15 protein-coding genes are annotated in these 18,376 nt (G+C 68.7%); 12 read left to right on the plus strand and 3 right to left on the minus strand.

Going from position 1 to position 18,376, the window contains the following annotated elements; genetic code table 11:
- Position 1: 1 nt before the first annotated feature.
- From U4012_RS04240 to U4012_RS04255, 4 genes are all read left to right on the plus strand, one after another.
- A complete protein-coding gene (locus U4012_RS04240; RefSeq protein WP_321796432.1) occupies positions 2–1,051 on the plus strand; it encodes a formylglycine-generating enzyme family protein in 1,050 nt (349 codons plus the stop codon).
- Positions 1,048–1,857 (plus strand): MetQ/NlpA family lipoprotein, encoded by an 810-nt coding sequence (locus tag U4012_RS04245; RefSeq protein WP_321796434.1) that lies wholly within the window; start codon positions 1,048–1,050, stop codon positions 1,855–1,857. The genes U4012_RS04240 and U4012_RS04245 overlap by 4 nt, the downstream gene beginning before the upstream one ends.
- Complete coding sequence (locus tag U4012_RS04250) at positions 1,851–2,837, plus strand: YkgJ family cysteine cluster protein (protein WP_321796436.1); 987 nt, start codon at positions 1,851–1,853, stop codon at positions 2,835–2,837. The genes U4012_RS04245 and U4012_RS04250 overlap by 7 nt, the downstream gene beginning before the upstream one ends.
- Before the next feature lie 65 nt (positions 2,838–2,902).
- Positions 2,903–3,229 carry an antibiotic biosynthesis monooxygenase family protein gene (locus U4012_RS04255; RefSeq protein ID WP_321796438.1) on the plus strand — a complete coding sequence of 109 codons (327 nt, stop codon included), beginning with the start codon at positions 2,903–2,905 and terminating at the stop codon, positions 3,227–3,229.
- A 62-nt stretch (positions 3,230–3,291) separates the two neighbouring features.
- Here the strand turns inward: U4012_RS04255 and U4012_RS04260 are convergent, their stop codons facing one another.
- Positions 3,292–4,224 (minus strand): LysR family transcriptional regulator, encoded by a 933-nt coding sequence (locus U4012_RS04260; RefSeq protein ID WP_044847290.1) that lies wholly within the window; start codon positions 4,222–4,224, stop codon positions 3,292–3,294.
- A 203-nt stretch (positions 4,225–4,427) separates the two neighbouring features.
- On the opposite strand from U4012_RS04260, the gene U4012_RS04265 reads away from it, so the two are divergent.
- The 4 genes from U4012_RS04265 to pdeR all read left to right on the plus strand — a co-directional run bounded on the left by U4012_RS04265 (position 4,428) and on the right by pdeR (position 13,222).
- Positions 4,428–5,201 carry a putative hydro-lyase gene (locus U4012_RS04265; protein ID WP_321796440.1) on the plus strand — a complete coding sequence of 258 codons (774 nt, stop codon included), beginning with the start codon at positions 4,428–4,430 and terminating at the stop codon, positions 5,199–5,201.
- 273 nt (positions 5,202–5,474) lie between these two features.
- Positions 5,475–6,779, plus strand: a complete 1,305-nt coding sequence (locus U4012_RS04270; RefSeq protein ID WP_044847288.1) for an MFS transporter — start codon at positions 5,475–5,477, stop codon at positions 6,777–6,779.
- 130 nt (positions 6,780–6,909) lie between these two features.
- Positions 6,910–10,548 carry a hydantoinase B/oxoprolinase family protein gene (locus tag U4012_RS04275; protein ID WP_321796442.1) on the plus strand — a complete coding sequence of 1,213 codons (3,639 nt, stop codon included), beginning with the start codon at positions 6,910–6,912 and terminating at the stop codon, positions 10,546–10,548.
- Positions 10,549–11,218: 670 nt separating this feature from the next.
- Positions 11,219–13,222, plus strand: a complete 2,004-nt coding sequence (pdeR, locus tag U4012_RS04280; protein ID WP_044847286.1) for a cyclic di-GMP phosphodiesterase — start codon at positions 11,219–11,221, stop codon at positions 13,220–13,222.
- 51 nt (positions 13,223–13,273) lie between these two features.
- Here the strand turns inward: pdeR and U4012_RS04285 are convergent, their stop codons facing one another.
- Complete coding sequence (locus U4012_RS04285) at positions 13,274–14,137, minus strand: crotonase/enoyl-CoA hydratase family protein (RefSeq protein WP_044847285.1); 864 nt, start codon at positions 14,135–14,137, stop codon at positions 13,274–13,276.
- A gap of 135 nt (positions 14,138–14,272) precedes the next feature.
- Between U4012_RS04285 and U4012_RS04290 the strand changes: the two genes are divergently transcribed.
- From U4012_RS04290 to U4012_RS04305, 4 genes are all read left to right on the plus strand, one after another.
- Positions 14,273–14,590 (plus strand): hypothetical protein, encoded by a 318-nt coding sequence (locus tag U4012_RS04290; protein ID WP_321796446.1) that lies wholly within the window; start codon positions 14,273–14,275, stop codon positions 14,588–14,590.
- Positions 14,591–14,705: 115 nt separating this feature from the next.
- Positions 14,706–16,676, plus strand: coding sequence for an APC family permease (locus U4012_RS04295; RefSeq protein ID WP_321796447.1), 1,971 nt, complete (start codon positions 14,706–14,708; stop codon positions 16,674–16,676).
- Positions 16,677–16,844: 168 nt separating this feature from the next.
- Entirely contained in the window at positions 16,845–17,846 is a 1,002-nt protein-coding gene (locus U4012_RS04300) for an OmpA family protein (protein ID WP_321796449.1), read from the plus strand.
- 58 nt (positions 17,847–17,904) lie between these two features.
- Positions 17,905–18,030, plus strand: coding sequence for a hypothetical protein (locus U4012_RS04305; protein WP_321796664.1), 126 nt, complete (start codon positions 17,905–17,907; stop codon positions 18,028–18,030).
- Positions 18,031–18,165: 135 nt separating this feature from the next.
- On the opposite strand, the gene U4012_RS04310 is transcribed toward U4012_RS04305, so the two are convergent.
- Positions 18,166–18,324, minus strand: a complete 159-nt coding sequence (locus U4012_RS04310; RefSeq protein WP_185500344.1) for a hypothetical protein — start codon at positions 18,322–18,324, stop codon at positions 18,166–18,168.
- Between the last annotated feature and the right edge of the window lie 52 nt (positions 18,325–18,376).

The raw sequence follows: 18,376 nt of genomic DNA on the forward strand, positions 1-18,376 counted from the left end.
GATGCGGTTCCGCTTCCGGACACTCGGCGCGGCGCTCGCGGCCACGCTCTTCGCGGCTGCGTTCGCCGTCGGCTACGCGAGCCCGTCGGCGTCGCCCGCCGGCGCCTTCGACGACGCGAATCGCGGCCGCCCGCTCGTGCCGCTCGGCTCGGAGCGGCAGTGCGAGCGCTACTCGGGCCTGCCCGCGAAGTGGCGCGACGACCCGAAGGCCGGGATGGTGCACCTGAGCGGCGGCGCGTTCGTGTTCGGCAGCACACGCGGCTATGCGGACGAGCGTCCGGCGGGCGACGGCAAGACGCGCGTCGGCGGCTTCTGGATCGACCAGACCGACGTGACGATCGCGCAGTTCGCCGCGTTCGTGCAGGCGACCGGCTACGTGACCGAGGCCGAGCAGCAGGGCGGCGCGGCCGTGTTTCACGTGCCGACGCGCGACGAGCTGAACGCGCGCGACCTCGCATGGTGGACCTGGGTGAAGGGCGCATCGTGGCGGCAGCCGCGCGGCCCCGGCAGCAGCGTCGACGGGCTCGGCAACCTGCCCGTCACGCTCGTCACGCAGCGCGACGCGCTCGCGTATGCGCGCCGGCTCGGCCGCGATCTGCCGACCGAAGCCGAATGGGAATATGCGGGCAAGGCCGGTCGCGACGACGCGTCGCTCGATGCGGCGCCGCGCGACGCGCAGGGTAAGCCGGCCGCGAACTACTGGCAGGGCGCGTTCCCGGTGCTCGATACGGCCGAGGACGGCCACGCGGGCCTGGCACCGGTCGGCTGTTATGCGGCGAACGGTTTCCACCTGTACGACATGATCGGCAACGCATGGGAATGGACGAAGGACACGTACACGGGCCCGCATCAATCGCACACGAACGGCGACACGGCGGCCGTCGCACCGCCGACGCGCCGGCACGACACGCCGATGGTGATCAAGGGCGGCTCGTTCCTGTGCTCGCGCGATTACTGCGTGCGCTATCGCGCGTCGTCGCGCGAACAGCAGGAAGCGGATCTCGGTGCATCGCATATCGGGTTCCGCACGATTCTGAGGGATGCGTCATGAAGCGGGTGATGCATTGCGTTGCCGCGTCGCTGATCGTTGCATGCGGTGTCGCCACTTCGGGCTGGATCGTTGCGGCCGAATCCGTCACGTCGACGATCCGCGTCGGCGTGACGCGCGGCGTGCATGCGGACATCCTGGACGAGGTGAAGCGTGTCGCCGCCACGCGCGGGCTGAGCGTCGACGTCGTCGAATTCGACGACGCGTCGCGCATCGATACTGCACTCGCCGACGGCAGGATCGACGCGGCGAGCTTCGAGGACGCGCAGCGCCTTGCCGCGACGCGCACGGCGAAAGGTCATGCACTGAACGCCGTCGCGCCGACCGTCACGCTGCCGATGGCGCTCTATTCGCGCAAGATCAGGAGTCTGAACGACCTGCAGCCCGGCTCGACGGTCGCGATCCCGGCCGATTCGCGCGGGATGGCTCGCGCGCTCGTGCTGCTGCAGAACGACACGCTGGTGACGCTGCGCGACCAGGCCGGCCTGCATGCGACGCTGCGCGACGTGACGGGCAACCGGCTCGCGCTGAAGTTCGTCGCGCTGCGCCGCGACCGGCTGCATGCGGCGCTCGACTCGGCCGCGTTCGTCGCGATCGACTACGAGGACGCCGCGCGCGCGGGGCTGCAGCCGGCGCGCGACAGCATCAATCTCGAGGATGCGCGCTCGCCGTATGCGAACGTGCTGACCGTGCGCGACGCCGACCGCACGAAGCCGTGGGTCGCGCAGCTCGTCGCCGCGTATCACTCGCACGACGTCGCGCATTTCATCCTGACGCGCTATCAGGACTCGGTGCGGCGGCCGTGGTAGACGACTATCGCCTCGCGTGCAATGCGTGCGGCCGCTGCTGCAACAGCGCGCCGACGCTGTCGTTGCGTGAACTGTTCCGGCATCGGCACCGCTTCGTCGGCGCGCTGACGATCCATCGTGTGCCGAAGCGGCGCATCGGTGAACGAACGCGCGCGGGCGGACGCGACCATGCGCTCGACGCGGACGACATCGCCGCCTGCGATGCGCTCGCGAACGCGTTGTTCCACCGCGCGCGCGGCGCGAGCGACGAATGGATTGCGCTGACGCTTCAGGGCTACGACTATCCGTCGCTCGGGCGCTGTCCGGCATTGGCCGACGACGGCCGCTGCAGCGTGCATGCGGACAAGCCTTCGATCTGCGGCGCCGTGCCGCTCGATCCGATGCTGCCGGACCGCCTGCAATCCCGCGTGCTCGCCGGGCGGCGCGACGAGACGGCGTGGCTCGGTGCGAATTGCATCGTCGGCGCGGACGGCGGCACGGCTTCCCTCGATATGGCGTCGGCGCTGCCGCTCGTGACGGCAGGGCAGGTCGCGGACCGCGCGGCGCTCGACACGTTTCGCGATGCGCTCGCGTTCGAGCGCGCGGTATGGCGCGACGCGGTATTCGCATCGCTGATCGACGGCGGACCGCAGGTGCGCGCGGCGTTGGCGCGGCTTGCGCCCGGCGGCTACTTGACGATGTCGATCGTGCCGGTGCTGCTGGCCGTCGCATCGGTGTCCGCGCATTGCCGCGCGTTGTGCATCGACTTCATCGACGCGCAGCGCGCGTTGATCGACGCACGTATCGAGGCGGCGCTCGCACGCCGTCGTCTCGACGATCGGCCGGCGACGGCCGAATTGCGCGGCTTTGCGCAGGCACTCGAACGTGCGGGGCACGCACTCGCCGCCATGCCGGCCGCCAAGGCGGGCACGCGCACCGACGCCCCGCGCATCGACGCGTGGCTCGACGATCGGCACGCTTCCACCGCGCTTACCGCGTGACACCGGCGGCACGCCGCGCGTGCCTTACACTTGGCGCTCTTTCAACCGTCTCCGATGGGGCGCGCATGTACGCATCGACCTTCATTTTCCGCGCGGGGGAATACGACGACGAATTCCACCGCCTCGACCGGCAGATCGCCGACATGGCGCGCGCGACGCCCGGCTACCTCGGCGAGGAGACGTGGGAGAACGCCGAGGCGGGGCTGATCCAGAACGTCTACTACTGGGAATCGGAGGCGGCGCTGCGGCAGTTGATGCAGCATCCCGCGCATCTGGAAGCGAAGGCGAAGCACGCGCGCTGGCTGGACGGCTATCGCGTGGTGATCTCGCAGGTGCTGCGCGAATACGGCGACGGCAAGCTTGCGCAGCCGCATGCGCGGCAGCCGGCGTAAGCCGATCGCCGAACGGGCGCGTCAGGCGCCGTGCGTGATCCGCCCGGCATCCCCACACCACATCAAAGCGCCTCGACCAGCAGCCGGTTGCTCTTCTCGCAATACTCGTGACACGCGGCGCGCGCCGCGATCGACGCGCCATGCACGAACTTCGGCGCGTCCGCCCGCCGCGACATCGACACGACGATCGACGGCGGCGACGGCTGCAGCGGCAGCTCGACGACCTCGCCGCTGGCGATCAGCGCATCCACGAACAGCACCGGAATCGCGGCGACGCCGAAGCCGTCGCGTACGAGCTGCACGATCACCGAGATCGACGGCGAGCCGGTGATGCGCGTCTCCGACAGCGGCACGCCATGCGCGTGCGCGAGCGTGCGCACGATGTCCTCGAGCGCGCGGTGCGGCGCGGTACCGCGCCCGTAGGTCAGGATCGGCTGGCGCAGCACCTGCCGCGCGAGGCCGGTGCGCGCAGTCGGCAGCAGCCCCGCGCGCGCGATCCAGCGCACCGGATAGTTCGCGAGCGCGTCACAGACGACCGACGCCTCGTCGCTTCCCTCCACGCGAATGATCAGGTCCAGTTCGCCGGCCATCAGCCGGCGCTGCAGCACGACGCTGACGTCGACGGTCAGGTCGATCTCCAGTTGCGGATAGTCGGCGGCGAGGCGGCGCAGGTAATGCGGCAGCCAGCTGTGCACGACCGTCTCGATCACGCCGAGCCGCAACTTGCCGCGCAGCGCGCTTTCGCCGGCCGCGGCGGCCTGCAGCTCGTGCGTCGCCTCGACGACGGCCTTCGCATAGCCGAGCAGGTACTCGCCGTTCGGCGTGAGCCGGAATTCGCGGCTGTCGCGGTCGACGAGCACGGTCTGCAATTCGTCCTCGAGCGCCTTCAGGCGCTGCGAGATCGCGGCCGGCGTCGCGTGCAGCGCGGCGGCCGTCGTGCGGAAGTTGCGCAGCTTCGCGAGCGTGACGAAGGTTTCGAGGAAACGCGTGTTCATGGCGGTCGGCAAGGCGTTGGGCGCGCAGCTTGCCCCGCTGAAAAAATGAACGGGACTGGGGAAAACCCGGCTTCGTGTAAAGAAATTCTATACACGCGGCGCAAAAAAACTCGTTGGCGACAAAATTTTTTCTTTTCTATTCTTCGCCGTATCCGCTGACGCAACCGTCATTCCGACGACCTATCGATCTGCCCGCGACCATCATGACGCCTTCCGAATTCCGCCAGTCCGTGCGCAACGGCACGTTCCGCAGCCCGACGGCCGGCCAGTGCGGCCCGTTCGCGCAAGCGAATCTCGCGATCCTGCCGAACGCGTACGCGCACGATTTCCTGCGCTTCTGCCAGGCGAACCCGAAGGCGTGCCCGCTGCTGGGCGTCGGGGAACCCGGCGCGTTCCGGCTCGACGTGCTCGGCGAGGATCTCGACATCCGCACCGACGTGCCGAGCTACAACGTCTACCGCGACGGGCGCCTGACCGAGCGGGTCGAATCGCTCGAAGCGCTGTGGCGCGACGATTTCGTCGTGTTCGCGATCGGCTGCTCGTTCTCGTTCGAGGACATGCTGGCGCGCGAAGGGATCGGGCTGCGCCACATCGAGGAGGGGCGCAACGTGCCGATGTACCGTACGACGATTCCGAACCGGCGCGCGGGAATCTTCGGCGGCCAGCTGGTCGTGTCGATGCGGCCGCTGCGCGGCGCCGATGCGATCCGCGCGGTGCAGATCACGAGCCGGTTCCCGGGCGTGCACGGCGCGCCGGTCCATATCGGCCATCCGCAGGAACTGGGCATCGCCGATCTCGGCGCGCCCGATTTCGGCGACGCGGTGACGGTGCGCGACGGCGAACTGCCGGTGTTCTGGGCGTGCGGCGTGACGCCGCAAACCGCGCTGATGGACGCGAAGCTGCCGCTCGCGATCGCGCATACGCCCGGCTACATGCTGATGACCGACATCACGAACGCGTCGCTGGCCGTGTTCTGACCCGACCGACGCCGGCGGCCCGCACGGGCGCCGGTCCGGCCCCGACGCGGCGGCATGCCGCGAGCGCAGACGATCCGCCCGGCCGGAGGGTGATGTGCAGCCGCAGCGCGACGCGCCCAAGCAACACACGACGCAAGCAACGCACGACGCCGACACACCACGCGAACACACGACGCAAGCAACACACGACGCAAGAAGCGCACGACAAACACGACACGCACCACCCGCACCACACGCACGGTCTCGACCGCATATTTCGACAGGAGCTTCACCATGGAAAGCAAGACCCTCGCGGCGCCCGCCGCCGACCCCGCGGGCCCCGCACGCAACGGCCTGTTCGGATGGTATGCGGACGCGCAGCCGCGCGAGCGCCGCGCGTTCTGGAGCTGCAAGGTCGGCTACATGCTCGACGGGATGGATACGCAGATGCTGTCGTTCGTGATCCCGACGCTCGTCGCGACCTGGGGCATCTCGCTCGCGGACGCCGGCTTCATCGGCACGATGACGCTGCTCGCGTCGGCGCTCGGCGGCTGGATCGCGGGCATCCTGTCCGACCGGATCGGCCGCGTGCGCACGCTGCAGCTGACGGTGCTGTGGTTCGCCGTGTTCACCGCGCTGTGCGGGCTCGCGCAGAACTATCACCAGCTGCTCGCGGCGCGCGCGCTGATGGGCTTCGGCTTCGGCGGCGAATGGACGGCCGGCGCGGTGCTGATCGGCGAAGTGATCCGCGCCCGCGATCGCGGCAAGGCGGTCGGCCTCGTGCAGTCGGGCTGGGCGATCGGCTGGGGGCTGTCGGCGCTGCTGTATGCGCTGCTGTTCTCGGTGTTGCCGGCCGAACAGGCCTGGCGCGCGCTGTTCCTCGTCGGCCTCGCGCCGGCGCTGCTGGTGGTCGTGATCCGCCGCTACGTGAAGGAGCCGGACGTCTACGAGAAGGAGAAGGCCACGCAGGCGAAGGTAGCCGACGCGCCGCGCCTCACCGAAATCTTCGCGCCGAAGCTGCTGTCGACGACGCTGCGCGCGGCGCTGCTGACCACCGGCGCGCAGGGCGGCTACTACGCGATCACGACCTGGCTGCCGACCTTCCTGAAGACCGAGCGGCACCTGACCGTGATGGGCACCGGCGGCTATCTCGCGATGATCATCTTCGGCTCGTGGGTCGGCTACCTGACGAGCGCGTACCTGACCGACCGGCTCGGCCGCAAGCCGAACTTCATCCTGTTCGCGCTCGGCTCGATGGTGATCGCGTTCGCCTACACGTCGCCGGTGCTGCACCTCACGAACGCGTCGATGCTGTGGCTCGGCTTCCCGCTCGGTTTCTTCGCATCGGGCATCTTCTCCGGGATGGGGGCGTTCCTCACCGAGCTGTTCCCGACGCGGGTGCGCGGCTCGGGCCAGGGCTTCTGCTACAACGTGGGCCGCGCGATCGGCGCCCTGTTCCCGTTCCTGATCGGCGCGCTGTCGAAGCACTACGGGCTCGGCGCGAGCATCGGGATCTTCGCGGTCGCCGCCTACGGCGTGTTGATCGTCGCCGCGCTGACGCTGCCCGAGACGCGCGGCCGCGAACTCGACGCCGCATAACGCCGCATGGGCGGGCGCCCGCCCGCCGCCTTTCTACCGCTCCCTTTTCATCGAAGCCCTCACGCGGCGCGCGACGCGCGCCGTGCGGCGGCGCTCGTCCTTCGTTCAACGACGCATCGAGTTCATCGCCATGACTGACCGACACACTTTCCCCGTTTCCTCCGACGCCGCGCGCTGGCAATTCTGGATCGACCGCGGCGGCACCTTCACCGACATCGTCGCGCGCCGGCCCGACGGCTCGCTCGTCACGCACAAGCTGCTGTCGGAGAATCCCGAGCAGTATCGCGATGCGGCCGTGGCCGGCATCCGCCACCTGCTCGGCCTCGCCGACGGCGAGCCGATCACGCCCGAGCGTGTCGACATGGTGAAGATGGGCACGACGGTCGCGACCAACGCGCTGCTCGAACGCAAGGGCGAACGCACCGCGCTCGCGACGACGCGCGGCTTTCGCGACGTGCTGCGCATCGCGTACCAGAACCGGCCGCGCCTGTTCGATCTCGACATCGTGCTGCCCGATGCGCTGTACGAGACCGTCGTCGAGGTGGACGAGCGGATCGGCGCGCACGGCGACGTCGTCGTGCCGCTCGACGCGCAACGCGCGGAAGCGGCGTTGCGCCGCGTGTTCGAATCGGGCGTGCAGGCGCTGGCCATCGTGCTGATCCACGGCTATCGCTACACCGCGCACGAGCGCGCGCTGGCGGATCTCGCGCGCCGGATCGGCTTCACGCAGGTGTCGGTGTCGCACGAGGTGTCGCCGCTGATGAAGATGGTGTCGCGCGGCGATACGACCGTGGTCGACGCCTACCTGTCGCCGATCCTGCGCCGCTACGTCGAGCAGGTCGCGCACGAGATGCCCGGCGTGAACCTGCAGTTCATGCAGAGCAGCGGCGGCCTGACACGCGCCGACGCGTTCCAGGGCAAGGACGCGATCCTGTCCGGCCCGGCCGGCGGCATCGTCGGGATGGTGCGCGCCGCGCGCGCGGCCGGCTTCGAGCGCGTGATCGGCTTCGACATGGGCGGCACGTCGACCGACGTGTCGCACTACAACGGCGAATTCGAGCGCGTGTTCGAGACGCAGGTCGCCGGCGTGCGGATGCGCGCGCCGATGATGAGCATCCACACGGTCGCGGCCGGCGGCGGTTCGGTGCTCGGCTTCGACGGCGCGCGGCTGCGCGTCGGGCCCGAATCGGCCGGCGCGAACCCGGGGCCGGCCGCCTACCGGCGCGGCGGCCCGCTGACGGTGACCGACTGCAACGTGATGCTCGGCAAGATCCAGCCCGATCACTTCCCGCGCGTGTTCGGCCCGCATGCGGACCAGCCGCTCGACCGCGACGGCGTGGCCGCGAAATTCGCGGCGCTCGCCGACGAGATTCACGCGGCGACCGGGCGGCGCGACACGCCCGAGGCGCTGGCCGAAGGGTTCCTGGAAATCGCGATCGGCAGCATGGCGAACGCGATCAAGAAGATCTCGGTGCAGCGCGGCCACGACGTGTCGCGCTACGTGCTGACGACGTTCGGCGGCGCGGGCGGCCAGCACGCGTGCGGCGTGGCCGACGCGCTCGGGATGACGCAGGTGTTCGCGCATCCGCTCGCGGGCGTGCTGTCCGCTTACGGGATGGGGCTCGCCGACCAGACCGCGATGCGCGAGCGCGCGGTGGAAGCCGTGTTGTCCGATGAATCGTTGCCGGCGCTGAACGCGGCGCTCGACCGGCTGGCCGACGACGCGGTCGGCGCGCTGCTCGAACAGGGCGTGGCGCCGGAGCGCATCGCGACCGAGCGGCGCGTGCACCTGCGCTACCAGGGCACCGATTCCGCGCTCGACGTGCCGGCCGGCAGCGTCGCCGCGATGCAGCAGGCGTTCGAGGCCGCGTACCGGCAGCGCTATGCGTTCCTGATGCCCGGCACGCCGCTGGTCGCCGAGCTGGCATCGGTCGAGGCGATCGGCCGCTCGGATGCGCCGGTCGAGATCGCGCCGCTCGTGCCGCGCGACGCGGGCGCGGCGCCGCGCGCGCACAGCGCCGTGCGTTTCCATTCCGGCGGGCAATGGAACGACGCGGCGCTGTACGTGCGCGACTCGCTGCTGGCCGGCGACACGATCGACGGCCCGGCGATCGTCGCGGAGAAGAATGGCACGACCGTCGTCGAACCCGGCTGGCGCGCGCAGATGACCGCGCAAGGCAACCTCGTGCTGACGCGCACGACGCCGCTGCCGACGCGCCGCTCGCTCGGCACCGATGCCGATCCGGTGCGGCTCGAGATCTTCAACAACCTGTTCATGTCGATCGCCGAGCAGATGGGGCTGCGGCTGCAGAACACCGCGTATTCGGTGAACATCAAGGAGCGGCTCGACTTCTCGTGCGCGATCTTCGACGGCGACGGCAACCTGATCGCGAACGCGCCGCACATGCCCGTGCATCTCGGCTCGATGGGCGAGAGCATCCGCACGGTGATCGAGCGCAACCGCGGCCGCATGCGCGACGGCGACGTGTTCATGCTGAACGACCCGTATCACGGCGGCACGCACCTGCCGGACGTCACCGTCATCACGCCGGTGTTCGCGGACGGCTCGGACACGCCGCTGTTCTACGTCGGCTCGCGCGGCCACCATGCGGACATCGGCGGCACGACGCCGGGCTCGATGCCGCCCGATTCGACGCACATCGACGAAGAAGGCGTGCTGATCGACAACTGGCAGCTCGTGTCGGCGGGCGTGCTGCGCGATGCCGACACGCGCGCGCTGCTCGCATCGGGCCGCTATCCGGCGCGCAACGTCGAGCAGAACATGGCCGACCTGCGCGCGCAGATCGCGGCGAACCAGAAGGGCGTCGACGAGCTGCGGCGGATGGTCGGGCAGTTCGGCCGCGACGTCGTGCTCGCGTTCATGGGGCACGTGCAGGACAACGCGGAAGAAGCGGTGCGGCGCGTGATCGGCGCGCTGCAGGACGGCGCGTATCGTTATCCGCTCGACAACGGCGCCGAGATTCGCGTCGCGATCCGCGTCGACCGCGCGGCGCGCCGCGCGGAGATCGACTTCACCGGCACGTCCGCGCAGCTCGACAACAACTTCAACGCGCCGAAGGCCGTCTGCATGGCCGCGGTGCTTTACGTGTTCCGCACGCTGGTCGGCGACGACATCCCGCTGAACGCCGGCTGCCTGAAGCCGCTGACGGTGATCGTGCCGGCGCGCTCGATGCTGAACCCCGAGTATCCGGCGGCCGTGGTATCGGGCAACGTCGAGACGTCGTCGGCGATCACCAACGCGCTGTACGGCGCGCTCGGCTGCGTCGCATCGAGCCAGGGGACGATGAACAACTTCACGTTCGGCAATGACCGCTACCAGTACTACGAGACCATCGCCGGCGGCAGCGGCGCGGGCGACGGCTTCGCGGGCGTCGGCGCGGTGCAGACGCACATGACGAACTCGCGGCTGACCGACCCGGAGGTGCTCGAATGGCGCTATCCGGTGCGGCTCGACTCGCATCGGCTGCGCGCGGGTTCCGGCGGCGCCGGGCGCTGGCGCGGCGGCGACGGCGCGGTGCGGCGGATCCGCTTCCTCGAGCCGATGACCGCGTCGATCCTGTCGAACAACCGGATCCACGCGCCGTTCGGCGCGGCGGGCGGCGGGGCCGGCGCGCTCGGCCGCAACACGATCGAGCGGGCGGACGGCACGGTCGAGACGCTCGAGCATATCGGCCGCGCGCAGATGGCGCCGGGCGACGTGTTCGTCGTCGAGACGCCGGGCGGCGGCGGGTACGGCGCGGCGGGCTGAGCGGCAAGGGGGCGCACGGAAAGCGGTGCGGCGGGGCGCTCGCCGCACCGCTTTCTATGGATTCCGGGCCGCGATCGCACCGGTTCCATGCATGCTGCTGCATCGGCTGCGCGGTCCGGCGATCTATTCGCTCGCATCGATAGACGCGATGTTGCAACAGCGCTGGGAATAAGGGCGCGCATTCACGCACGAACGGGCAACGAGAATCCCCGATTCCGCGCGCGGCGCAATGCGATCCGACCCCGCCGCAGCGCCGTGCCGACACATCGCTGCCGGGATGCCTCGATTTCCCGCAAACCGCCGTCCGGCGGGGCGCTCCGGCGATTCCACCGGCCGGGTTCTACGCGTTCGCCACCGGCTTCGCGCCTCCCGCCGATCGCGAAAAATCCGTCATGCCAATCGAGTTCCGATTCCTTGACACCTCGTTCCAAATGTGAGTGCCAATCTTCTTCGTCATTTGATAAGATGGGTTCCATCATTCGTTTGGAAAACCTGCGCGCGAGATGCGCGAACGCCGGTTCGCATTGGTTGGAAACAAGTACGGAACGAGGGCCACTGGCACGGTCATCACGACTGCCCCACCGGGTACGCGCACTGCGCGCGCGGGGATCGGGGGCGGCCGGCTCGCCTCCGTCTACACTGTGCGTTTTTTCTGGATCGGGGCGTGTCCATGGATGACGAAAACGATCGCGCCGTGCTCGAAGCGCATCTCGGTACGCATAGCCCGTGCTGGCGGCTCGGCAGCGACAGCAATGCACTCGAGCTGGCCGCCGTTCGCGGCCTGACCAATGTCGCGGTGGCGCTGACCGGCGAGCAGGCCGCGCGGATCCGCGCGCTCACCGGCGTCACGTCGCACCTCGTGCTCGAACTCGCGCTGTTCGGCGATCCGGTCAGCCTCCATCTGGTCGGCAGGAAGGTCGACACCGCCAATTGGGCCGGCACCGCCTCCGCCTATTCCGATACCGCGTCCGTCGCGGGCGACCTCGCGCACGGGCTCGCGTTCGCCGAGCAGGTCGTGTCCGAGGTGAATTCGCTCGTCGTGATCCTCGACCGCAACGGCATGGTGCAGCGCTTCAACCGCCTGTGCGAGGAAGTGACCGGCAAGCGCGAGGTCGACGTGATCGGCCGCAGCGCGTTCGAGCTGTTCATGAGCCCCGACCAGGGTGCGCAGTCGCGCAGCAACATCACCGGCTTTTTCGCGAGCAACCGGGCGTTCGAGGTCGAGCGCTACATCAACACGGTCAACGGCCCGCGCCTGTTCCAGTTTCGCAACAAGTTCGTGCAGAGCGGCAGCGGCGCCGACGAGCAGTTCCTGATCTGCTCGGGCGTCGACGTCACCGAGGAGCGCAACGCGCAGCAGCGGCTCAGCGAACTCGCGAATTCCGACGTGCTGACCGGCTTGCCGAACCGTCATGCAATCAGCGAGCGCATCCGCGTCGCGCTGGCCGCGGACCGCACCGACGTGCGCGGCCAGGTCGGCATCCTGTTCCTCGATCTCGACAACTTCAAGCGCGTCAACGACCACTACGGGCACATCACCGGCGACCGCCTGCTGCAGGACGTGTCCGCGGTCATCGGCGGCTGCCTGCCGTCCGGCGCGACGCTCGCGCGGCTCGGCGGCGACGAATTCCTGGTGCTGTTCGAGCACGGCACGCGGCCGCTGCTCGAGGCGACCGCGCAGATCATCCTCGAGCGGCTGCGTACGCCGATCCACCTCGGGCTGGTGGAGGTCTACACGAGCTGCTCGATCGGCATCGCGATGTATCCGCAGCACGGCGATTCGCTCGAAACGCTGATCCGCAGCGCCGACACCGCGATGTACGTCGCGAAGGAAGAGGGCAAGCATACGTACCGCGTATTCTCGCTGGAGATGAACCAGAAGGTCGCGAAGTACATGTGGCTCGACACGAACCTGCGCAAGGCGCTCGAGGAAGAGCAGTTCGTGCTGCACTACCAGCCGGTCGTCGACATCGCGACCGGCGACGTGCACGCCGTCGAGGCGCTGATCCGCTGGCAGTCGCCGGATCGCGGGCTCGTCGCGCCGATCGAGTTCATCCGCTTCGCCGAGGAATCGGGGCTGATCGCGCCGCTCGGGCGCTGGGTGATGCGCACCGCGGCCGCGCAGGCCGCCGCGTGGAAGGCGAAGGGACTCGACGTGCGGATCGCGGTGAACGTGTCCGCGCGGCAGTTGCAGGACATGAACATCGTCGATCAGTTCGCGTCGATCCTCGACAGCGCCGGGTTGAAGCCGAGCCTCGTCGACATCGAGCTCACCGAAAGCAGCTTCATCGAGGACGAAGAAGCGGCGCACGAGCTGATGAAGCAGTTCCGCCAGCTCGGCGCGGAGGTTCACCTCGACGATTTCGGCACCGGCTATTCGTCGCTGTCGCAACTGTCGCGGCTGCCGCTCGATTCGATCAAGCTCGATCGCAGCTTCATCACGGGCATCGACCGCAACCCGCGCTCGCAGGCGCTGGTGCGCTCGGTCGTGTCGCTCGCGCGGGCGCTGAGTTTCTCGGTGGTCGCCGAGGGCGTCGAGACGCACGCGGAAGCCGAATTCCTGAAGCAGATCAACGTCGACCACGCGCAGGGTTTCTACTTCGCGCGGCCGATGCCGGCCCAGGCCTTCGAGGCCTGGCTCGCGGAAACGAGAAAGCTCAGGCTGATCGCCTGAGCCTCCCCGCATGACGGGCGCCGCCGCTTGCGCGGCGGCGCGCCGCTCACGTCACACCGTGCGCAGCTTCGACACGCGCCGGTTCTGCAGCATCACCAGGCGCTCCATGTACGCGAGATCCTTCGGCTCGATCGTGAACGCCGCGTGCACCCATTCCTCGGTGATGTCCATCAGCTCGGAACGCGTGAGATGGAACACGCGTTCGCGGGCGCGCAGCATCGCGCGCACGCCGTTCAGCTTCGGCTTCATCACGTCGATGAAGGTGCGTGTCGCGAGATATGCGTCGCCCGCGTCGAACGTCTGGTCGACCAGCCCGCGATCCTCGTACCACTCGGCCGCATGCGCCTCGCCGGACGAGATCAGCGATTCCGCGAGCCCGCGGTCCGCCTTGCGCGCGACCAGCGAATAGCCGCCCATGCCCGGGAACAGGTTGAACGCGATCTCGGGGAAGCCGAGCTTCACGCCCTTCTGCGCGAGCATGTAGTGGTGCGCGAGGGCGGCCTCGAAGCCGCCGCCCAGCGCGCTGCCCTCGACCATCGCGATCGAGATCGCCCCGGTGCCGAAGCCCGTGTAGATCTCGTATACGCCGTCGATGCACGAGCGCGCGTAGGCCATCAGCTGGTCGCGGCGGCCGCTGCGGATCGCGTCGACGAAGAAGCTCAGGTCGCCGCCGACGTTGAACAGCTCGGGGACGAGCGAGCCCGTCACCCAGAAGTCGAACGGCAGGCCCGAGTCGCGAGCGACGCGCGCGAGATGGATGATGTCGGTGACGAGTTGCTGGTTGAAGCACGGCCGCGGCTCCGATCGCAGCATCATCCACATGACGTTGCGGCCTTCTTCGTAGAACGCGGTCAGTTGCGTGAGTTCGCCTGCTTCGTAAAACGGACGGCACGCCGGATGGGATTGGAGTTGCATGGTATGTCCTCGAGAGATGTGGTTTTTCAGAGACCGACGCGGCCGGCGACGTGGAAACCTGCCCCCGCACGGCGCCGGCCGCGAGGCACCGCCATTGTTGCGCGCGCACAAATGTCGAATTGCGGGGAACAACGCATGACGGGGGCGCGGGCGGGCATCGCGTCCGGCGCGAACCGTGCGGGTCATGCGGGCGATGCGAACGATGTGGTCGATGTGATCGCCCGGCGGGAGAACCGTGATGAGAGGTGGGCGGGATCGGGCCGGTGGTCGTCCGGGGCGGTGAAGGCGGTGAAGGCGGTGAAGGCGGCGAATGCGGCGAACGCGGCGAACGCGGCAAGGGCGGCTGCGATGACGATGCCGTGCGCGATCCGCGCGATCCGCGCGATCGGCCGGCGGGCGGTACGGGCACGCCGCTTCGGCCGACGCGCGGCGTGCCGGCCGCTTACGCGGTGAAAGCGACGCCGTGCCGCCGACCACGTCTCATGGATTGTGCGGACTGGTGCAGCGGCCGGGCGTCGGCTAGCTTTAGAAGATGACGCCGCCGCGCCCGGCGTCCCGGGAGGGGACCGTGACCGCATTCCAGAAGATGTGGCAGCTGCTCGTCGGAAAGCCGCTGGACCCGCTCGATCCGCGCACGCGCCATGCGATCGCGGTGACGCCGTTGCTGGCCTGGGTCGGACTCGGCGCGGACGGCCTGTCGTCGTCGTGCTACGGCCCGGAGGAGGCGTTCCTCGCGCTCGCGCACCACACGCCGCTTGCGCTGTTCCTCGCCTGCGCCACCGCGGCGACCGTATTCATCATCGCGCTCGGCTACAACCAGGTGATCGAGCTGTTCCCGACCGGCGGCGGCGGCTATCGCGTCGCGACCTCGCTGCTCGGGTCGAAGCCGGGGCTCGTGTCGGGCGCGGCGCTGCTGGTCGACTACGTGCTGACCGTCGCGACGTCGCTCGCGAGCGGTGTCGACGCGTTCTTCAGCCTGCTGCCGGTCAGTGCGCAGGCGTTCAAGCTCACGACCGAGATCGTGCTGATCCTGCTGATGACCGGGCTCAACTTCCGCGGGATGCGCGAATCGATCATGGTGCTGCTGCCGATCTTCATCGGCTTCGTCGTGCTGCATTTCGGGCTGATCGTGTACGGCGTCGCGGTGCACGGCAGCGCGCTGGCGACGATCGTGCCCGACGCGGTGCACGAGGCGCACGGGATGTCGCAATCGCTCGGCGTGTTCGTGATGCTCGCATTGCTGATGCGCGCGTTCTCGCTCGGCGGCGGCACCTATACCGGCCTCGAGGCCGTGTCGAACAACGTGAACATGCTCGCCGATCCGCGCGTGCCGAACGGCAAGGCGACGATGTGGTACATGTCGACGTCGCTCGCGTTCACGGCCGGCGGCATCATCCTGCTTTACATGCTGTGGCACGCACGGCCCATCGAAGGCGAGACGCTCAACGCGGTCGTGTTCGGCAGCGTGATCGATCATCTCGGGCTCGGCTCCGCGTTCGCGCGCCACGCGCTGCTCGCGGCGGTGCTCGCGTTCGAGGCAGGGCTGCTGCTGGTCGGCGCGCAGACGGGTTTTCTCGACGGGCCGGCGGTGCTGTCGAACATGGCGTCGGACTCGTGGGTGCCGCGCCATTTCCGCGACCTGTCGACGCGCCTCGTGCGGCAGAACGGCATCATCGTCGTCGGCCTGTCGGGCCTGCTGATCCTGCTGTGGACGCACGGCAGCGTCGACGTGCTCGTCGTGCTGTACAGCATCAACGTGTTCCTCACGTTCAGCATGTCGCTGCTGGGGCTATGCACGTACTGGTGGCGCCATCGCAGCGAGCGCGGCTGGTTCAAGCACTTCTTCCTGTCGGCGCTCGGGTTCAGCGTGACGTCGACGGTGCTCGTCATCACGCTGGTCGAGAAGTTCACGGCCGGCGGCTGGCTGACGGTGCTCGTGACGAGCGCGGTGATCGCGCTGTGCGTCATGATCAATCGCCACTACGCGTACACGCGCGCGCAGCTCGCGAAGGAAGACGCGCTGTTCTCGGGGCCGCCGCCGGCAGTCGACGAGGCGACGGCGCCGGGCAAGCCCGACCCGTCGCAGCCGACCGCGGTGCTGCTGGTCGGCAAGCATCGCGGCGCGAGCATGCATGCGCTGCTGTGGGTGAACCGGCTGTTTCCCGGACACTTCCGCAACGTGATCTTTCTCGCGGTGGGCGAGGTCGATGCGAAGGCGTACGACGGGCACGAGCATCTCGAGCGGCTGCGTCACACGATCACCGAAGCGCTCGACTATTACGTCGCGCACTGCCGCCGCAACGGCATCGCGGCCGACTACCGGATCGCGTTCGGCACGAACCCGGTCGTCGAATTCATGAACCTCGCGTCGTCGACGCTCGATGCCTATCCGAACGCGGTGTGCTTCGCGAGCAAGCTGATTTTCAGGCGCGTGAATTTCCTGACCGCGTGGCTGCACAACCAGACGCCGGTCGAGTTGCAGGCGCGGCTGCACGTCGAGGGGCGGCAGATGGTGCTGCTGCCGATGAACGTCGGGTAGCGATGCACGCGGGAGACACCCGCGCACGCTTGGAAACGATTCAACATGACGTGGTGCGTCAGAACGTTCAGTATCCGAAAGCTTTTGCCCGTTTTCCCGGAAAGATTTGATAAGATGCGCGCGCTTCGACGCCATCAACAGAACGACAAATCCTTTCCGAGGGGCTCAATGAAGAACGCAGCATCGTCCGTATTCCATGTCGCGCGCCGTGGCCGCAACGCACTGTTCGCCGCCGCGCTGCTGTCGCTTTCGTCGCTGGCGAGCGCCGGCGGCGACAAGCCGGGTGCGAAAGATCATCCGTTGCTCACGCGTTTCGCCGGCGCGACCATCACCGCATATTCGCAGACGCCGTTCGACGAGGCGTTCCTGCCGAACCAGCCGATCGACGACGAGAGGACCGCCAAGGGCCTGAATCTCGAAGGCAAGATCACGCGGATCTCGTACGCGATCGACGGCGGCCGGTCGACGCTGGAAGTCGAGCGCAACTATCTCGACGCGCTGCAGAAGGGCGGCTTCCAGATTCTGTTCCGCTGCACGGCGGAGCAGTGCGGAAAGAGCGGCGGCAGCGACTTCCAGAGCGTCGTGATCAATTCCGGCCGGCTGCGGCAGGCGGGCGGCGGCGACGCGAACTTCGGCGACAAGCACCGCACGATCCTCGCGAAGCTGCCGCGAGCGTCCGGCGATGCGTATGTGTTCCTGCACATCATGGACAGTTCGGCATCGAACAAGCGCACGCTCGTCTACGAGGAAGTCGTCGAAGTGAAGCCGATGCAGACCGGGCAAGTCAAGGTGCTCGATTCCGGTGCACTGCAGAAGGGCCTCGCCGCGACGGGGAAGATCGCGCTGTACGGCATCTACTTCGACACCGACAAGGCGCAGGTGAAGCCCGAGTCGAAGCCGCAGCTCGACGAGATGGCGAAGCTGCTGACGGCGAACCAGGCGCTGAAGGTGTACATCGTCGGCCATACCGACAATCAAGGGCAGTTCGCGCACAACGCCGACCTGTCGCAAAAGCGTGCGGAGGCCGTCGCGCAGGCACTGGCGACGACCTACAAGATCGCGCCGGCGCGGCTCGTCGCGAAGGGTGTCGGGTCGCTGTCGCCGGTTGCGTCCAACGGCGACGACGCCGGCCGCGCGCAGAACCGCCGCGTCGAACTCGTGCAGCAATAACGCACGCCGGACCGGACGCACGCGCTGCGCGAACGAACAGGGCCGCGGCAACGCGACCGTGACGGGCGATGTGACGCCGACGCGCTACGACCTCAACGGGCAATTGCACGGGCAGCATGCACAGGCCGGCGCATACACGCTCGCGTGGACGTGGCGCGGCAAGCACGTCGGCGATTGCCATTGAACGCAACGACGCTCGACGCGCAAGCAGCCGGACCGCGAGCGCCCTTCGGCGCCCGTTGATGTCCTCGAGAAACATGTGCCGCCATTCCGGGGCTGTACGCTTGAAGGGGCTCGACGTGCGCGGCGCGCTTTCCGCTTACGAATGGTGATGCGTATGCGAGCGTGCCGAGCGCTGCGACGAGCGGTGCAGCAGCCGGTCGCGCGTGCGGTCGCGGCTGCGCCGTTCCGCGAAGAACAGCACCGCGAACACGAGGACCGCGAGCATCAGGATGATCGCGACGATAGCGTTTTCCATGTCGCCTCCGGCAGGTAGGGGCCGGTGCTCGTCGTTCCGACCCCCGGCCGCG

It is taken from the genome of Burkholderia sp. BCC1988 (genome assembly GCF_905339895.1).
Lineage (GTDB): Bacteria > Pseudomonadota > Gammaproteobacteria > Burkholderiales > Burkholderiaceae > Burkholderia.